The sequence below is a fragment of the Acidovorax soli genome, assembly GCF_900107605.1.
Taxonomy (GTDB): domain Bacteria; phylum Pseudomonadota; class Gammaproteobacteria; order Burkholderiales; family Burkholderiaceae_C; genus Acidovorax; species Acidovorax soli.
In genome coordinates this window covers 95855-112457 of sequence record NZ_FNQJ01000007.1, presented here as the reverse complement: position 1 = coordinate 112457, position 16603 = coordinate 95855, and the positions used below count along the sequence as shown (strand labels likewise).

18 protein-coding genes, 1 other RNA gene and 1 riboswitch are annotated in these 16603 nt (G+C 61.7%); of the genes, 6 read left to right on the top strand and 13 right to left on the bottom strand.

Translation table 11 applies throughout. The annotated features are described in order from the left end of the window. Positions 1–27: 27 nt before the first annotated feature. Positions 28–264, bottom strand: a riboswitch (cobalamin riboswitch). A gap of 35 nt (positions 265–299) precedes the next feature. From BLW02_RS07715 to BLW02_RS07705, 4 genes are all read left to right on the top strand, one after another. Beyond that, positions 300–521, top strand: a complete 222-nt coding sequence (locus BLW02_RS07715) for a cell division protein ZapB (RefSeq protein WP_092697769.1) — start codon at positions 300–302, stop codon at positions 519–521. Then, positions 518–877, top strand: a complete 360-nt coding sequence (locus tag BLW02_RS07710; protein ID WP_092697768.1) for a cell division protein ZapA — start codon at positions 518–520, stop codon at positions 875–877. Before BLW02_RS07715 ends, BLW02_RS07710 begins: the two co-directional genes overlap by 4 nt. A gap of 82 nt (positions 878–959) precedes the next feature. Next, a non-coding RNA gene (gene ssrS / locus BLW02_RS20415) (6S RNA) lies at positions 960–1139 on the top strand. A 74-nt stretch (positions 1140–1213) separates the two neighbouring features. Next, the gene (locus tag BLW02_RS07705; RefSeq protein WP_092697787.1) at positions 1214–2029 is read left to right on the top strand and encodes a sulfite exporter TauE/SafE family protein; all 816 of its coding nucleotides are present in this window, start codon (positions 1214–1216) and stop codon (positions 2027–2029) included. A 68-nt stretch (positions 2030–2097) separates the two neighbouring features. Here BLW02_RS07705 and BLW02_RS07700 read toward each other — a convergent pair whose 3' ends face one another. The 4 genes from BLW02_RS07700 to hemN form a co-directional block, all read right to left on the bottom strand. After that, positions 2098–4530 (bottom strand): sensor domain-containing protein, encoded by a 2433-nt coding sequence (locus BLW02_RS07700; RefSeq protein WP_092697767.1) that lies wholly within the window; start codon positions 4528–4530, stop codon positions 2098–2100. Continuing rightward, complete coding sequence (locus tag BLW02_RS20410) at positions 4527–4769, bottom strand: hypothetical protein (protein WP_425285653.1); 243 nt, start codon at positions 4767–4769, stop codon at positions 4527–4529. The genes BLW02_RS07700 and BLW02_RS20410 overlap by 4 nt, the downstream gene beginning before the upstream one ends. Before the next feature lie 160 nt (positions 4770–4929). Beyond that, positions 4930–5658 carry a sulfite exporter TauE/SafE family protein gene (locus BLW02_RS07690; protein ID WP_092697765.1) on the bottom strand — a complete coding sequence of 243 codons (729 nt, stop codon included), beginning with the start codon at positions 5656–5658 and terminating at the stop codon, positions 4930–4932. A 31-nt stretch (positions 5659–5689) separates the two neighbouring features. Continuing rightward, the gene (gene hemN, locus BLW02_RS07685) at positions 5690–7066 is read right to left on the bottom strand and encodes an oxygen-independent coproporphyrinogen III oxidase (RefSeq protein ID WP_092697764.1); all 1377 of its coding nucleotides are present in this window, start codon (positions 7064–7066) and stop codon (positions 5690–5692) included. A gap of 190 nt (positions 7067–7256) precedes the next feature. On the opposite strand from hemN, the gene fnr reads away from it, so the two are divergent. Then, on the top strand, positions 7257–7979 hold the full coding sequence (gene fnr, locus BLW02_RS07680) for a fumarate/nitrate reduction transcriptional regulator Fnr (RefSeq protein WP_092697763.1): 723 nt from the start codon (positions 7257–7259) through the stop codon (positions 7977–7979). 22 nt (positions 7980–8001) lie between these two features. Here fnr and BLW02_RS07675 read toward each other — a convergent pair whose 3' ends face one another. The 9 genes from BLW02_RS07675 to BLW02_RS07635 form a co-directional block, all read right to left on the bottom strand. Beyond that, positions 8002–8295, bottom strand: coding sequence for a hypothetical protein (locus BLW02_RS07675; protein ID WP_092697762.1), 294 nt, complete (start codon positions 8293–8295; stop codon positions 8002–8004). Positions 8296–8352: 57 nt separating this feature from the next. Beyond that, positions 8353–8625 (bottom strand): FixH family protein, encoded by a 273-nt coding sequence (locus BLW02_RS07670; RefSeq protein ID WP_092697761.1) that lies wholly within the window; start codon positions 8623–8625, stop codon positions 8353–8355. A gap of 74 nt (positions 8626–8699) precedes the next feature. Beyond that, positions 8700–10145, bottom strand: a complete 1446-nt coding sequence (gene ccoG / locus BLW02_RS07665; protein ID WP_092697760.1) for a cytochrome c oxidase accessory protein CcoG — start codon at positions 10143–10145, stop codon at positions 8700–8702. Between the two features lie 70 nt (positions 10146–10215). Then, complete coding sequence (gene ccoP, locus BLW02_RS07660) at positions 10216–11130, bottom strand: cytochrome-c oxidase, cbb3-type subunit III (RefSeq protein ID WP_092697759.1); 915 nt, start codon at positions 11128–11130, stop codon at positions 10216–10218. A 24-nt stretch (positions 11131–11154) separates the two neighbouring features. After that, entirely contained in the window at positions 11155–11292 is a 138-nt protein-coding gene (locus BLW02_RS07655; RefSeq protein ID WP_026435691.1) for a cbb3-type cytochrome oxidase subunit 3, read from the bottom strand. Between the two features lie 12 nt (positions 11293–11304). After that, the gene (gene ccoO, locus BLW02_RS07650) at positions 11305–11937 is read right to left on the bottom strand and encodes a cytochrome-c oxidase, cbb3-type subunit II (protein WP_092697758.1); all 633 of its coding nucleotides are present in this window, start codon (positions 11935–11937) and stop codon (positions 11305–11307) included. Between the two features lie 18 nt (positions 11938–11955). Next, complete coding sequence (ccoN, locus tag BLW02_RS07645; protein ID WP_026435693.1) at positions 11956–13395, bottom strand: cytochrome-c oxidase, cbb3-type subunit I; 1440 nt, start codon at positions 13393–13395, stop codon at positions 11956–11958. 64 nt (positions 13396–13459) lie between these two features. Then, complete coding sequence (ccoS, locus tag BLW02_RS07640; protein WP_026435694.1) at positions 13460–13597, bottom strand: cbb3-type cytochrome oxidase assembly protein CcoS; 138 nt, start codon at positions 13595–13597, stop codon at positions 13460–13462. Beyond that, complete coding sequence (locus BLW02_RS07635) at positions 13597–16038, bottom strand: heavy metal translocating P-type ATPase (RefSeq protein WP_244273644.1); 2442 nt, start codon at positions 16036–16038, stop codon at positions 13597–13599. The genes ccoS and BLW02_RS07635 overlap by 1 nt, the downstream gene beginning before the upstream one ends. A gap of 104 nt (positions 16039–16142) precedes the next feature. Between BLW02_RS07635 and BLW02_RS07630 the strand changes: the two genes are divergently transcribed. Next, complete coding sequence (locus BLW02_RS07630) at positions 16143–16586, top strand: universal stress protein (RefSeq protein ID WP_092697756.1); 444 nt, start codon at positions 16143–16145, stop codon at positions 16584–16586. Positions 16587–16603: the final 17 nt, after the last annotated feature.

The following is a 16603-nucleotide window of genomic DNA, read 5'->3' as shown; positions in this document are numbered from 1 at the left end:
CATGGACGTCACGGCAGCGCCCGTGCAGGCGCCGCCACCTCGTTGGCCGGTATCCGGGCTGGCGGAACAACTTCCATCGCCTTCCCAAGCACCTGTTTCAGGGCGCTCAGTGGCTGAGTGATGGAAGCGGAATCTGGCGATTCGTCCGCTTACCGTTGCGGGGGCAGCGCAGGTTGGATTAGCCCGGCTGGGCCTTTCCTCCTGCTTCCCGTTGAACTGCGGTATGTGAACCACACCGCGAGCACCAACAGCAGGATTTTAAGGGGGTTTCTGTGCGGCCCTCTACAATCGTGTGCTGTATGGACGCCCCCTCCACCATCGACCAAATTGCCGACCGCGTTGAACGCCTGCTCTTGCGCCACGCGGAACTCCAACGCACCAATGCCCTGCTGGCAAGCCAAGTGTCGGCCCTCACGCAGGAGCGCGACTCCCTCAAATCGCGCCTGAGCGCCGCCCGCGCCCGGGTGGACGCATTGCTCGAACGCCTGCCCCCATCCCCTCCTCCCAAGGACGCCGAATGAAGCAAATCGAGGTGCAGATACTGCAGCAAAGTTATCTGCTGTCCTGCCCCGAGGGGCACGAGTCGCGATTGCTGGAAGCGGTGGAGCGCGTGGACACCGCCATGACGCGCATCCGCGATGCCGGCAAGGTGCGGGCACGCGAACGCATTGCCGTGCTGGCGGCGCTGAACCTGGCATTTGATATTGCCGACCGGGAAGCCTCCGATCTGGCGGCGGTGCCCACCCATCCAACCACCGTGCCCCACCCCGGCGAGCCCGCCAGCCCGCCCGTCAACGCAAGCGCGGATGCCCTGCGGCTGCAGACACTCGTGCAGCGCCTGGACGACGCCCTGGGCGAGGATGGGCGCCTGCTCTGAAGAACGGGCGTGCAGCACGCCCCCTGTTGCCACCTTGGCATCGGGCAGTGCCGGCAGTCCGAGCAGCCAACGCCTACAATAGAGGCGTCTGCGGTGCTGCCGGGCTTTATATTTCCTTGAACCAATGCTCACTGAGCACGGGCTTGGTACATCGCCCGGTGAGCGTGATCATCTCGCGTCAGATGAACCCAACGCCTGGCTGCCCTCGCCCACCTGAACCCCCGGTTCAGGATGCCGGTCCGGTGGCACTTGCAGACACCCTCTTTTCTCTCCCGTCGGCGCAGGAACGCCCCGCGCAGATGCGGCACATTCAGTACCCCCGGACCTCTTGGCATGATGCTCGAACCCCTTCTGGTTGTTGAACTCGCAATCCTCGGTCTGGGCACCGGTTTTCTGGCAGGCCTGCTCGGCATTGGTGGCGGCATGCTGCTGGTGCCTTTCATGACCTACATCCTGGGTCACCAGCAAGTGCCCCCCGACCTGGCGGTCAAGATGGCCATTGCCACCTCCATGGCCACCATCATGTTCACCTCCGTTTCCAGCGTTCGCGCACACCACAAGCGAGGTGCCGTGCGCTGGGACATCGTGCGCAGGCTGGCACCAGGCATCGTGATCGGCGGGCTGGTGGCGAGCCTGGGCGTTTTTGCGTTGCTCAAGGGGGCGTTTCTTGCGATCTTCTTTGGGCTTTTCGTGAGTTTCTCGGCCTTTCAGATGTTTCGGGACAAGAAGCCTGCGCCGTCCCGGCAGATGCCGGGAACCAGCGGACAACTGGCGGCCGGGGGGGTGATTGGTTTTCTGTCTGGCCTGGTGGGCGCGGGCGGTGGTTTTGTCAGCGTGCCGTTCATGACATGGTGCAACGTGGCCATTCACAACGCCGTTGCCACGAGCGCCGCGCTGGGTTTTCCCATTGCCCTGGCGAATGTGGTGGGGTATGCGGTGGGCGGTCAGTCTGTGGCAGGCCTGCCATCGGGCTCGCTGGGGTACATCTGGTTGCCTGCGCTGGCCGTCATTGCCACCTGCAGTGTGCTGACCGCACCCTTGGGTGCGCGGGCGGCGCACCAGCTGCCGGTGAAACAACTCAAACGGGTTTTTGCCAGCCTGCTGCTGATGCTGGCGGCCTACATGCTCTGGAAGGGCGTGGCGGCTTTCTGAGACGACGCCCCTCCGAGGCAATCAAGGTCAGCGTGCCACCCGCCGCTGACACCACCGGTGAACCCCGGTTATTTGACCGGTGCAAACTGCGCCAGACCGTGGCTGGAGTTGAACAGCAATTGACGGAACTCGGCGCCTGGCAAGCCCGGTGAGCACAGGAATCCCTGAAAGTGCCCGCACTGCAGCTGCTGCAGCATGGCACGCTGTCCAACGGTTTCCACGCCCTCGGCCACCACTTCGATATGCAGCGCATGCCCCATGCTGACGATGGCGCTGACAATGGCGCGGTCGCCGTCATCCTCCGGCAGTCCCCGCACGAAGGATTGGTCGATCTTGAGCTTGTCGATGGGCAGCTTCTTCAGATAGGCCAGGCTGGAGTAGCCCGTGCCGAAATCGTCAATGGCCAGGCCCACCCCCAGCGCGGCCAGGGAGAACAACCGCAGTTCCATTTCCTGCGCGTCCTGCAGCAGGATGGTTTCGGTCAGTTCCAGCTCCAGCAAGGTCGGCGGCAACTGGTGCACAGCCAGCAGGCGCGTCAGGCGCTTGACGAAATCGGCCTGGCGAAACTCCAGCGCAGACACATTGACGGACACCACAATGGGCATGCCCTCGCGCATCCACTGCGCCGCCTCCCGCACGGCCTGCTCCATGACCCACGCCCCCAGCGTCACGATATAGCCCGATTCCTCCGCCAGCGGCACGAACTGCGTGGGAGATACCACGCCAAACTCGGGGTCGGTCCATCGGATGAGTGCTTCCGCGCCGACGATCCGGCCGGTAGCGAGGTTCACCCGGGGCTGATAGTGCACGGCCATCCGCTGCTCGCCCAGCGCCTGGCGCATGGCGTGCTCCAGCTTCATGCGCGACAGCAGGTTGGCGTTCATCTGCGGTTGGTAGAAGCCATAGCTGCCGCGCCCCCGCTCCTTGACGCGGTACATGGCCGTATCGGCCTGCTTGATGAGTTCGTCCAGGGTGGTGCCGTCCTGCGGATACAGCGCCATGCCAATGCTGCACTGGATGGAAAAGCCCATGCCATCCAGCAAGAAGGGGTTCAGCATGTCATCCAGCATCCGGCGCACCACGCTTTCGGCCACGACAGCGTCGGCGCCATGCAGGTAAATCACGAACTCATCGCCACCAAGCCGGCACAGCATGTCCGTCTGTCGCAGGCAAGCCTGCAGACGCTCGGCGACCAGTTGCAACACGCGATCACCGAAGTGATGGCCGAGCGAGTCGTTGATGATCTTGAACCGGTCCAGGTCCAGGAAAAGGATGGCAAAGCCCGTATCGCTGGCGCGAGCGCCCTGGATAGCGGTTTCCACCCTCTGCGAAAGAAGCAGCCGATTGGGCAAACCGGTCAGGACATCGCTGTACGCCAGTTCCTCGATGCGTTTTTTGGCCGCGTGCTGCTGCGTAAGGTCTCGCATGAAACCAATGCTCTGCATCAGCCGGCCATCGTCATCGCGCAAGGCAACCCACGACAGATGCACGGCACAGTAAGCACCATTGTCACGGGGCAGCCAGAGCTCACCCTCCCAGAAACCATCGCTTTCCCAACCCGCCTGCACCTGCTCCATGAAGGAGGCATCCGAACCACTGCCGAACAGAGACGCTGCCATGGCCCCCTCCGACGCGGCTGCGCAAGGGCCCAGCAGTCGCTCGCAGCCCGGGTTCATGCGCATCAGATGGTGCCTGCTGTCTGCAATGAAAATGGCATCCAGGCTGGCATCGAAAACCCGCGCCGCCAGGCGCAAGCTGGCCTGCGCTTCGGCCTGCCGGGTGATATCCCGAAAGGAATACACACGCCCCACGGGGTGGCCCTGGTGAAGCTGCGGAACAACGCGACGCTCCACCGTCATGCCGCCGTACAACTGGAAGATGTCGGTGCTCTCCAGCAGCGGATCGCGCTCAATGGCACTCAGACGTTCCTGGTAGTGCTTGCGATCCACCACCCGGGAGGCCAGGTGCTCATGCACCGCCGTGTCATTGCCCTGCAACAGCAGTTCGCGGGGGATGCTCCAGATGTGCGCCAGCCGCTGGTTGAAGGCGCGCACGCCTCCGTCAAGCCCACACACCAGCATGCCATCGGCTGCGGAATCCAGGGTGGAGCGCAATTCCGACAGCAGGGTCTCCAGTTCCTGCTGGGTAGCCTCCTGGGCACTGCGGTCCAGCATCGTCAGCATCAAAACCGCTGGAGCGCCGTCGTGCTGTACACAGGTCACACGCCGATCGACCGGAACCAGGACACCATCGGCCCGCCATACGCTGGTGTGGGAGTGAATGCCTTTCGCAAGAGTGGCCAATGGCTCGGACCAGAATGCAAAGTCCTGGGGTGTTGCCGCCAGGCTTGTCACCGCCTTGCCGACCATGTCCTCACCGGACATGCCCACCAGTCGCTCCGCCGCCTTGTTCGACTGGACGATGCACAAGCTGCCGCCATCCACGAGCCACACCGCTTCCTGCAGGCCATCCAGCCAAGACTGCGGTGGTAGCGGGTTCATGCGTGCACCTCGTCAGGACCAGGATCTGCAGCGCGCTCAAAGAAATCGCAGATCCGCTTGCGTGGAGACAGATAGTCGAGCGCATCGCGCGACACCTCGGGCCTCAGCGGTCTGGTCGAATTGACGGACACGACGATGCCGTAACGGTCGTTGAATGCGTGATGCATCCAGCCCACGCCGGGCTGGACATACATGCCGATGCGAAGCTGACCGGTATCAATAAGGAGGGAAGAATTCACGGAGTTTCACGGCATGCATGGAGAAACATGGCGACATGCGCACCACCCTTGGTGACAAGGATTATCGCCGCCGTCCAGACCATTGCGCCCCGCAATCCCAACGATGAAATTCTGGCGTGACGCCACCCGCCCGAGTGACCCAAGGCACTTCCCGCTGAAGTTATCTGCACCACAGAGAGGGTTTGTAAACCAGATCCATCCACAATGCCCACCCCGCCACCCCGACCAGCAGCGCACCCGCCAGCCGGGTTCCCCAACTGGCTCGCACCGCGTTGATGCGTGAACGCAGCCGCCCCCACAGCCAGGGTCCGGCCACCAGCCACAGTCCACTCCCCACTCCAAAAAACACCATGGTCACAGCGCCCTGCAACATGCTACCGCTGAGCGCAGCCACCAGCAGGGCCGAATAAAGCAATCCGCATGGCATGAGAGCCCAAAGCCCGCCCGCCACCAGCAGCCCACCCGGCGCGCGGACAAGGGGTTGCACGCGGCGCCAGGCCGTGCGCCCGGCCTGCTCTACCCAAGCAGGCTGTCGCGCCTGCACCATCATCATCAAACCCCAGGCCATGACCGCCACGTGCATCAGGGTCCATACCGGACTCAAGGCCATGGTTTGCTGGGTCACCCATGCCAGGCTGTCCATGGCCAGCGCGGCCAGGGCGCCCGCCCCGGCATAGCCCGCCAGGCGCCCGAAGTGAAATGCGAACAGCCGGCGAGAGGTTCCACCTTTGGGAAACCACTGAACCGGCTGAGAGACGGGGCTGCCCGCTTGCGAGCACGCCGCCTCCTGGCCGATGATCGCACTGCAAGGCGCGGAGCACATGGCCAAGCAATGGGGCCCGCCAGCGAGCCCCATGAGCAAAGCCGTTACGGCAAGGGGTGCAAGCATGAAGACCGGGGCACAGCTCGAATGATGGGTATCAGATGATGCGCGAAAACCGGGCCCGATTGCGGTCAGCCTGCAAATAGCGGTCAAACACCATGGCGATGCCGCGCACAAAGAACCAGCCCATGGGCGTTACCTTGACGCCCTCGGCACTCAATGCAACGAGCCCCTGCTCGGCCATGGACTCCAACTGCTCCAGTTCCGGCGCGAAATACTTCCGAAAATCAATGAGCCAAGCTTGATCCATGGGCTCAAACAAGACCTCGCCCTGGCACATCAGCGCCATGATGACGGCCCTGCGCACCAGGTCATCGCGATTCAGCGCCAACCCTCGCACCACGGGCAACCGCCCCTGATCCAGATGGTCGTAGTACTCCTCCAGCGATTTGGCGTTCTGGCTGTAGGTCGCGCCCACCCGGCCGATCGCGGATACGCCCAGGCCGATGAGATCGCAGTCGGGCTGGGTGCTGTAGCCCTGAAAATTGCGGTGCAGGCGCCCCTGCCGCTTGGCAACAGCCAACGCATCCGTAGGCAAGGCAAAGTGGTCCATGCCTACATAGACGTAACCTGCATCAATGAAGGCGTCCAGCGAACGCGAAAGCATGGTCACCTTGGCGGATGCGGCAGGCAGTTCTGTCGAGATGATGCGCCGCTGCGGCTTGAAACGATCAGGCAAATGGGCGTAGGCATACAAAGCGATTCGGTCGGGGCGCAATTGGGCCACCTGTGCCAGCGTGCGATCAAACGACTCGGGGGTCTGGCGCGGCAGCCCGTAAATCAAATCCACATTGACCGACTCAAAGCCCAGCGCACGAGACGCTTCCACCAGCGCAAACACCTGCTCTGCGGGCTGAATGCGGTGCACTGCCTTCTGAACCTCGGCATCAAAATCCTGCACCCCGAAGCTCAATCGATTGAAGCCCAGTTCCGCCAGCACCGCCAGCCGATCCGAAGTGACCGTGCGAGGATCCACCTCGATGGAATACTCACCACCCGGCGCAAAGGTGAAACTGCGCCGCAGCGTTGCCATGAGCTGGCGCAGTCCGTCATCCGAAAGAAAGGTCGGCGTGCCACCCCCGAGGTGCAACTGGCTGACCACCTGTCCGGTGCCGCAGTGGGCCGTGTGCAGATCAATCTCGCGGCTGAGGTAGCGCAAATACACGTCGGCACGGTCATGGTGCTTGGTGATGATCTTGTTGCAGGCACAGTAGTAGCACAACGATTCGCAAAACGGAATGTGGACATACAGCGACAGCGGCAGTGCCGTAGCGCCAAGCCGGCGCTGTGACAGCGCCAACACATAGTCCTCTTGCCCAAAAGCCTCCACAAACCGGTCAGCCGTGGGGTAGGAGGTATAGCGCGGTCCTGGTATGTCAAAACGGCGCAGAAGTTCTGGGGTAACAGCGGTCATGGGAAAATATCCTTGCGTGCATCGATACTGTGCCGTACCCTTTGATCCACGTCCTTGACCTTAATCAAGAAGGCGAATGGGCACAGGAGGGACAATTTGATTCAAGTCAGCCGCCACGCGTGCACCGCGGGACAATGGAGTCCCAGCAGATACAAGCCAATTACCCAGACCTGTCCAGGTCCCAGTGCCCATGAACCCGCAAACCATCAAAGTCGCCTGCTCCAACTGTAACCTGCGAGAACTGTGCATGCCCGTAGGCCTGAACGAGCAGCAGTTGCAACGCATTGACGATATCGTGGCAGTGCGGCGAAAAATCAAGCGAGGAGGTACGCTCTTTCGCAATGGGGAGTCGTTCACCTCTCTCTATGCCATTCGCACCGGGTTTTTCAAGACCTGCGTCGCTACCGAAGATGGGCGCGACCAGGTCACAGGCTTTCAGATGGCGGGTGAAATCATTGGACTCGATGGCATCGTCAACGATCATCACACCTGTGACGCAGTCGCCCTCGAAGATGCCGAAGTGTGTGTCATGCCCTTTGATCGCATCGAAGAACTATCGCGCGAAGTCACGGCGCTGCAACACCACGTTCACAAGATCATGAGCCGGGAAATCGTTCGTGAACACGGCGTGATGCTTTTGCTGGGCAGCATGCGTGCAGAAGAGCGCCTGGCTGCGTTCCTGCTCAACCTGGTGCAACGCCTGCATGCCCGTGGGTTCTCGCAGTCCGAACTGGTATTGCGAATGACACGGGAAGAAATCGGCAGTTACCTGGGGCTCAAGCTGGAGACAGTCAGCCGCACGTTCTCGAAGTTTGTGGAAGATGGCACGGTGGAAGTCAAACAGCGCCATGTCCGCATTCTGGACACCGATGCACTCAAGCGCATTGTCAACAACCAGCAGGCTTGTCACTGATCGCTGTTCAGGCATGCAACCGTCACGGGCACGACGATGCCTTGTGGCAATCGCCCGGTCGAGCATCCGGAGGCACGGGGCAGCGGTTGAGTTCAAAGGGTGACATGGAGAGCAGCGTTGTCAACGCGCTGGCAACCATGGTAATGATCCAGAACGCAAAGAACGCAAGGGTATAGACCCCCTGGCGGGACAGAGTCAATGGCTGACCAAACCAATGAAGATCCTGTGGATCCACCATGGCGAAAACCAGCATTTCCAGGATCCCGGCCACCAGAAAAGCGGGCCATGCAATCCACATCAGGCGTTGTGTCCACATCGTGTGTTTCCTCGGGGTTGCGGAGGGCGTGTGTATGCGACCAGCTGGAACTCTGGTTCAGCGAGGCTGATCCACGGCAGGTGTCGCCGCATGGTTGCGGCCCTTGAGCGCGGGGGCCAAGCTTTTCTCTGGCTGTGCCAGCGTCTGGTTGATCTCAATCCCTTTGCGGTAATAGTCCTCCTCGACGACGGGGTCCGGCCGACTCACGGCAAGCCACAACGTAATGAAGCCGGCAATCACCACAATGACCGGTCCGGCAATCACCAGCCAGACATGCCCAAACTTCCACCATGGCTGGGGTCCGGGAGTAATAACGGGGCTGTTTGGCATGGAAACTCCTCAGGTATCAGCATATAGACCACAAGACGCCCTGCAGCGCACAGCGCGACCTTCACTCAATTGACTCAGCGTGGCACCAGGAATATGGATTTCTCTGTCACTTTGCCGCCGCTTTCCAGTGCAGATATATCGAAATGAATCGCATGGGAACCAGGGGCCGCAGATCCATACGGGATCTGCAACCGCACCGCTACCCAACGGGATTCTGCAGCACCAATGTCCACCTCCTGCTCCGAAGCCACTTCCAAGCCATCCAGCCCGCTCGCAGTAATGCGGTAGCGCTGCGCAGCCTCTGTGGCATTCATGATTTGCAGTCGATAGACATTTTCAAGCTTGCCCCCCGCAACAATGCGGGACAAGGCGGCCCGGTCACGCACGATGTCCACCTTCAGGGGTGTGCGCGTGGTCAGGCTGGCCAGCATGCCCACACACAAAGCCACCAGAACCGCGGTGTAAATGAGCACGCGAGGGCGCAGGACATGTCGCAGGATTTGCGACTGGCTCCAGCGACGCTGGACACCATTCTGGGTTGAATACCGTATCAAGCCTCTGGGGTAATGCATCTTGTCCATCACGGTATTGCAGGCATCCACGCAAAGACCACAGCCAATGCATTCATATTGCAAACCCTTGCGGATGTCGATGCCCACGGGACACACCTGCACACACAAGGTGCAGTCGATGCATTCGCCCAGACCCTTGGCCTTGTAGTCCACCGTCTTGACCCTGGGCCCGCGCGGCTCGCCGCGGGTTTCGTCATAGGTCACGATGAGGGTATCCCGATCGAACATCGCGCTCTGAAAACGCGCATAGGGGCACATGTATTTGCAAACCTGCTCCCGAAGGAAGCCGGCGTTGCCATAAGTGGCCAAGCTGTAGAAAAACACCCAGAAAATCTGCCAGGTGCCAGCAAACGCCAACAACTCGGGACCCAGTTCCCGAATCGGCACGAAATACCCGACAAAAGTGAAACCCGTCCAGAGGGAAACAGCAACCCAGACCGTCTGCTTCAAGAATTTCTTGCGAATCTTCTCAAAGGTCCAGGGACCGGCATCCAAGCGCAGACGTGCACTGCGATCACCTTCGATCTTGTGCTCTATCCACATGAATATCTCGGTATAGACCGTCTGTGGACAGGCAAAGCCACACCACAGACGACCCGCAACCGCAGTGAACAGAAACAGCGAGAGCGCTGAAATAATCAGCAAGCCCGTGAGATAGATGAAATCCTGTGGGTACAGGACCAACCCAAAAATATAGAACCGACGGGCACCAAGGTCAAACAGCACCATTTGGCGCTGGCCCCACTCCAGCCAGGGCAACCCATAGAAAACGAGCTGCGTGAGAAACACCATGACCCAACGCCAACGCGCAAAGAACCCACTGATTGATCGTGGGTAAATTTTTTTCTGGGCCTCGTAAAGGGAGACAAGTTCACCCTCCGCCGACGGCTCAGATGTGGCCGCCGCGATGGGAATGACCTTGCGCGGCGTCTTGTCGGATGATTTCATGGTGCGGACTATGGAAGCGGATAACTAGCACTTCAAAGCAGCCCCAGTCGGAACTGGAGCCACCCCGAGTTCATCGGGCTGCGGCAGGCTTGTTGGACAAGCCCCACACATACGATGCCAGCACCCCGATTTGCGCCTCGGTCAGCTTGTCAGCCTGCGCGGGCATCTGGTTCACCTTGCCATTGTTGATCATGGCAGTGATGGCCGCTTCGCCCCATCCATGCAACCAGATGTCGTCCGTGAGGTTGGGGGCGCCCAAAGCCTGGTTACCCTTGCCATCGTTGCCGTGGCAGGCAGCGCACGCCACGAACTTGGTCTTGCCCAGCGACGCCCGCAACGAATCATGCGGGCTGCCCGACAGGCTCAGCACATAGTGCGACAGATTGCGCACGTCTTCCGGTGAACCCACTGCGGCAGCCATGGGAGGCATATTGCCGATGCGCCCCTTCTCCAGCGTTTCGCGGATCTTTTCGGGGGTGCCGCCATGCAGCCAGTCAGCATCTGCCAGGTTGGGGAATCCCTTGCTGCCGCGGGCATCGGAACCATGGCACTGGGCGCAGTTGTTCATGAACAAGCGCTCGCCGATGGCATGGGCCTGCGGATCCACGGCCACATCTTCAGGCTTCATGGAGGCAAAACGCGCATACAGCGGCTCGATTTCCGTCTTGGCCTTGGCCATTTCAGCCTCGTATTCACCCTTTTGCGTCCAGTTCAGCTTGCCCGTAAAGGTGCCAAGACCGGGATAGGCAGCCAGATAGCCCAGGCCGAAGATGATGGTGATGACGAACAGCCACACCCACCAGCGCGGCAGGGGGTTGTTCATTTCGACCAGGTCCTCGTCCCAGACGTGGCCAGTGGTGTTCTCGGCCGTGGCCATAACCTTCTTGCGGCCCGCCATCCAAAGCAGAATGCCGCAGGCGATGATGCCGACCAAGGTCAGCGTGGTCACAAAGACCGACCAGAAATTGCTGGTGAAGTCACTCATGGGGTGTTCTCGTTCTGGTGAAGGTCAATCTTGCTCGAAGGGCAGCCGGGCTGCCTCATCAAACCGGGACTTGTTGCGGCCCCTGTAGGCCCAGACCCAGATGCCAATAAAACAGGCCATCGATGCCAATGTGGCGACGATGCGCATGGTCGTGATGTCCATGGCGAATCTCCTTTACTTGAGCGCGCGGCCCATGACTTGCAGATAAGCCACCAAGGCATCGATTTCGGTCTTGCCCTTCACCTCGGCGGCAGACGCAGCGATCTGCTCGTCGGAGTAAGGCACGCCCACGGTCCGCAAGGCCTTCATGCGCGGCGCCACGTCGGCTGGATCAATGGCATTTTTCTCCAGCCATGGATACGCAGGCATGTTGGACTCGGGCACCACGTCACGCGGATTGTTCAGGTGAATGCGATGCCATTCGTCGCTGTACTTGCCACCCACGCGATGCAGATCGGGGCCCGTGCGCTTGCTGCCCCACTGGAATGGATGGTCATACACGAACTCACCGGCCACGGAGTAGTGGCCATAACGCAGGGTTTCGGCGCGAAACGGACGGATCATCTGCGAGTGGCAGTTGTAGCAGCCCTCGCGGATGTATACATCGCGCCCCATCAGTTGCAGCGCCGAATAGGGTTGCACGCCGGTCACCGCCTCGGTGGTGGATTTCTGGAAGAACAGGGGAACGATTTCCACCAGGCCACCAATCGCGATCACCAGCAGGATCAGCACGATCATCAGGAAATTGCTGGTTTCCACCTTCTCGTGGGAGAAGCCGCCAGAAGCATTTTGGTTGTTATCAGACATGAATGGGCTCCTTCGGGCTCAGGCGTGCGCAGCGTTCACGGCGGGAATGGCCACCTTGACAGAACGACCAGAAATGGCAGTCGCCCACACATTCCAGGCCATGACGATCATGCCGCCCAGGTACAGCAGGCCACCGGCGACGCGGATGACATAGAACGGATAGGTCGCCTTCACGCTTTCAACGAAGGTGTAGGTCAGGGTGCCGTCCGGGTTGATGGCGCGCCACATCAGGCCCTGCATCACGCCGGCAATCCACATGGCAGCGATGTACAGCACGATGCCGATGGTGGCCATCCAGAAGTGCAGCTCGATTGCCTTGATCGAATGCATCTTTTCCCGGCCGAACAGGCGGGGAACCATGTAGTAGAGCGAGCCCATGGTGATCAGGCCCACCCAGCCCAGCGCGCCGGAGTGCACATGGCCAACGGTCCAGTCGGTGTAGTGGCTCAGGGCATTGACGGTCTTGATGGACATCATCGGGCCTTCGAACGTGGACATGCCGTAGAACGACAGCGACACGATCAGGAAACGCAGGATGGGGTCGTCACGCAGCTTGTGCCAGGCACCCGACAGGGTCATGATGCCGTTGATCATGCCGCCCCAGCTGGGAGCCAGCAGAATCAGCGAGAACACCATGCCCACCGACTGCGTCCAGTCGGGCAGCGCGGTGTAGTGCAGATGGTGAGGGCCGGCCCACATGTAGGTGAAGATCAGCGCCCAGAAGTGCACGATGGACAGGCGGTAGCTGTACACCGGACGGCCCGCCTGCTTGGGAATGAAGTAATACATCATGCCCAGGAAACCCGTGGTCAGGAAAAAGCCCACGGCATTGTGGCCGTACCACCATTGCACCATGGCATCCTGCACGCCCGCGTAGGCCGAGTAGCTCTTCATGAAGCCAGCGGGAATGGCCGCGCTGTTGACGATGTGCAGCAAGGCCACGGCCAGGATGAAGGCACCGAAGAACCAGTTAGCCACATAGATGTGCTTGACCTTGCGCGTGCCGACCGTGCCAAAGAACACGATGGCATAGGACACCCAGGTCACCGCAATCAGGATGTCAATCGGCCATTCCAGCTCGGCATATTCCTTACCCTGGGTGTAGCCCAGTGGCAGGCTGATCGCCGCCGCCACGATGACCAGTTGCCAGGCCCAGAACGTGAATGCCGCCAAGCCCGGCGCGAACAGGCGCGTCTGGCAGGTGCGCTGCACCACGTAATAGCTGGTGGCAAACAACCCGCAACCACCAAACGCAAAGATCACTGCGTTGGTGTGCAGCGGACGCAGGCGCCCGTAACTCAACCAGGGAATGCCGAAATTGAGTTCTGGCCACGCCAGCTGTGCGGCGATGAATACGCCTACCAGCATGCCAACCACCCCCCATACCACGGCCATGATAGAAAACTGACGCACAACTGTGTCGCTGTAGTGCGTAGTCATTGTTTTTGGAGAATCCATCGGGCACCTCGTTTTAATGCAGGAATAGTTTTATTTAAGTAGGGTTATTCGACATTGACGCATGTCAATCATTGCGAAAAATGCGCTCACCCTCTTGCTCCACGCTCTCGAACTGGCCCTGGTAGATCGCCCACCACAGGCCCGCAAGGATCATCAGCACCAAAATGACCGACAAAGGGATCAGCAAATACAGGATGTCCATCAGGCCGGGTCCAGAGAAGATGGGGAAGCAGAAGTCATGCGGACGGTGGCTTTCGCCTGTTCGGGCAGGTTCAGCGCCGACACCTCCACACCGGGCAAGGCGCGCGACAAACGGGCGGCATTCAGCACCACCAGCAGAGAGCTGAGCGCCATGCCAAGCCCCGCCAGCCAGGCCGGCATCCAGCCAACCAGCGCCAGGGGAACACACAGCGCGTTGTAGCCCACAGCCCACCCCAGATTTTGCCTCACCACACGCAGGGTCCGGCGCGCCAGCAGCACAGTTTGCGGCACCAGCGACAAACTGCCGCCCAGCACCACGAAATCAGCGCGCGCCTGGGCCAACGGCACCGAGCGGCCAAAGGCAAACGACACGTTTGCCCCCGCCAGAACCGGGCCATCGTTGAGGCCATCGCCCACCATGGCCACCTGGCGCCCCTGTGCCTGCAGATCCTGCAAGGCAGCCAGCTTGTCCTGGGGACTGCATTCGCCCTTTGCCCGGGAGATGCCCGCCTGCGCGGCCACCCGCTGTACCGCGCCGAGCCGGTCGCCCGACAAAATCTGCACCGCAACGCCCGCCTGCTGCAAGGCACGCACCACATCAGCCGCCTCGGACCGAACATCTTCGATCATGTCGAAACGTGCCAGCTCCGCGAACTGGCCATCGCTCCCCTGCTCCGAGAGCACCACCTGCAGCGCCTCTCCGCCGTTCTGCGCAGCCACGCCTGCATGCCGGGCGGAACCCAGCCGCAGCATGCGCGGTGGCACGGTGCCTCGTGCGTCGTGTATTTCGGCCGTCAGGCCCAGGCCCGCATCTTCGCGCAGGTCCACCGCGTTCCAACGCGCGCTGGCCCCAGAAGCCGCGGACACGATGGCGCGGGATGCCGGATGCATGGATTGCCGCGCCAGCGTGGCCGCCAGCGCCAGCACATCGTCACGCTCCAGGCCCGGTGCGCAGCGGACTGCCTGCACGGCCATGCCGTCCCGGGTGAGTGTGCCGGTCTTGTCGAACACCAGGGTGTCCACGCTGGCCAGGGCTTCCAGCCCCTGCAGGTTGCGCACCAGCACGCCATGGCGGGCCAGCGTGCCGGCCGCTGTCAGCATGGCCACCGGCGTGGCCAGCGACAGGGCGCAGGGGCAGGTAACGATGAGCACCGCCACGGCCACCATCAGCGCATGGCCGGGGTCTGACGGCCACCACCAGGCCACCGCCAGACCCGCCGCCAGCAAAACCGCCAGCAGGAAGGGCCGTGCGATGCGGTCTGCCAGTTGCGCAAGCCGGGGTTTTTGCAGCGAGGCGCTTTCCATCAGGGCCAGAATCTGGGCAAACCGGGTCTGCCCGCCAACGCCCTCCACCCGCACCTCCACCGGGGCCTGCAGGTTGTAGCTGCCCGCCGTCACCTGGCTGCCCAAGGGCCGCGCCACGGGCGTGGATTCACCGGTGAGCAAGGCTTCATCGGACTGTGTGCTGCCGCTTGTGATGCAGCCGTCGGCAGGAAAGGCCTCGCCGGTCAGCACGCGAATGGTGTCCCCCACGGCCAGCCTGCGCGTGACCACGCGTGCAAAAACGCCATCGGCGCCGCGCCGCTCCACGCTGTCGGGCAGGCGGTTCATGACGGCTTCGAGCGCGCCGGCCGTACGGTCCCGCAGGCGCAGCTCCAGCCATCGGCCGGTCAGCAGGAAAAAGACGAACATGGTCAGCGAGTCGAAATAGACCTCGCGGCCAAAGATTCCTGCGGGGTCAAACGTGCCTGCCGTGCTCACCACGAAAGTGATGGCCATGCCCAAGGCCACCGGCAGGTCCATGCTGACGCGGCGCAGGCGGATGTCGCGCAGCGCACTGGTAAAAAAGGGACCGCAGGCAAAGAACACCACGGGCAGCGTCAGCACCCACGAGGCCCAGCGCAGCAGCTGCTCCATCTCGCCCGTCAGATCCCCCGGCTGTGCCACGTAGGCGGGCCACGCATACATCATGACCTGCATCATGCAAAAGCCCGCCACCAGCCAGCGCCACAGCGCACGCCGGTTCTCGCGCTGGCGCTGCGCGCGCGCATGGGAATCCATCGCCGGCAAGGCCCGGTAGCCCGCCTTCTGCACCGCGGCCATCCACTGCGAAGGAAGGACCCGGCTCGCCCGCCACACCACGCGCGCACGGTGCGTGGCGGCACTCACATCCACCTGCTCCACACCCGGAACGGACCGCAATGCATCTTCGATGGTGAGGGCGCAGGCCGCACAGTGCATGCCCTCCAGCACCACATTCGACTCCCACACGGCATCGGGCGAAACCTCGGCGAGCGCCCCATGCACGGCCTGCCCGGCCACCGCGTCCTGCGTCCCGCTGCCCGCAGGCCGACGCAACCGCCCGAAGGCCGCCCACTCCTGCGGGTCGTCCAGCAGCACATGGGACGCCATATCTGGCAAAGTAGAGGAGTTCGTGGACATGGCGCGAGCCTATCGGCTAAGCATGACACTTACATTGACGTGGATCAAGCCGAAAAACATGATCCTCTCTAAGCTCTCCCAATCCCTACTACAAGGAGTCAAGCATGTACAAACGCATTCTGGTGGCCACTGATGGGTCCGCACTTTCCGACAAGGCGGTGGAGGCCGGCCTGTCGCTGGCCGGCCTGTCGGGCGCCACGGTTGTAGCACTAAAGGTGGTCCCACGGTACCCGCGCAGCTATTTTGAAGGTGGCATGCCGGTGGACATGGTTGACGTGAAGCGCATCGAGCAGCAGTGGGGCGACGCCGCCCAGGCGCTGGTGGACAAGGTGAAGGCCCAGGGCAGCGCTGAAGGCGTCACGGTCAAGGCCGTAGTAGCCAAGTCCGATCTGGTGGCCGAAGCCGTCATCTCGGCCGCCAAAAAGCACAAGTGCGACCTGATCGTGATGGCCTCGCACGGCCGCAAGGGCATCAAGCGCCTGTTGCTGGGCAGCGAAACCCAGCATGTGCTCACGCACTCGCACATTCCGGTGCTGGTGCTGCGTTAAGGAAAAATTGGCCTCTG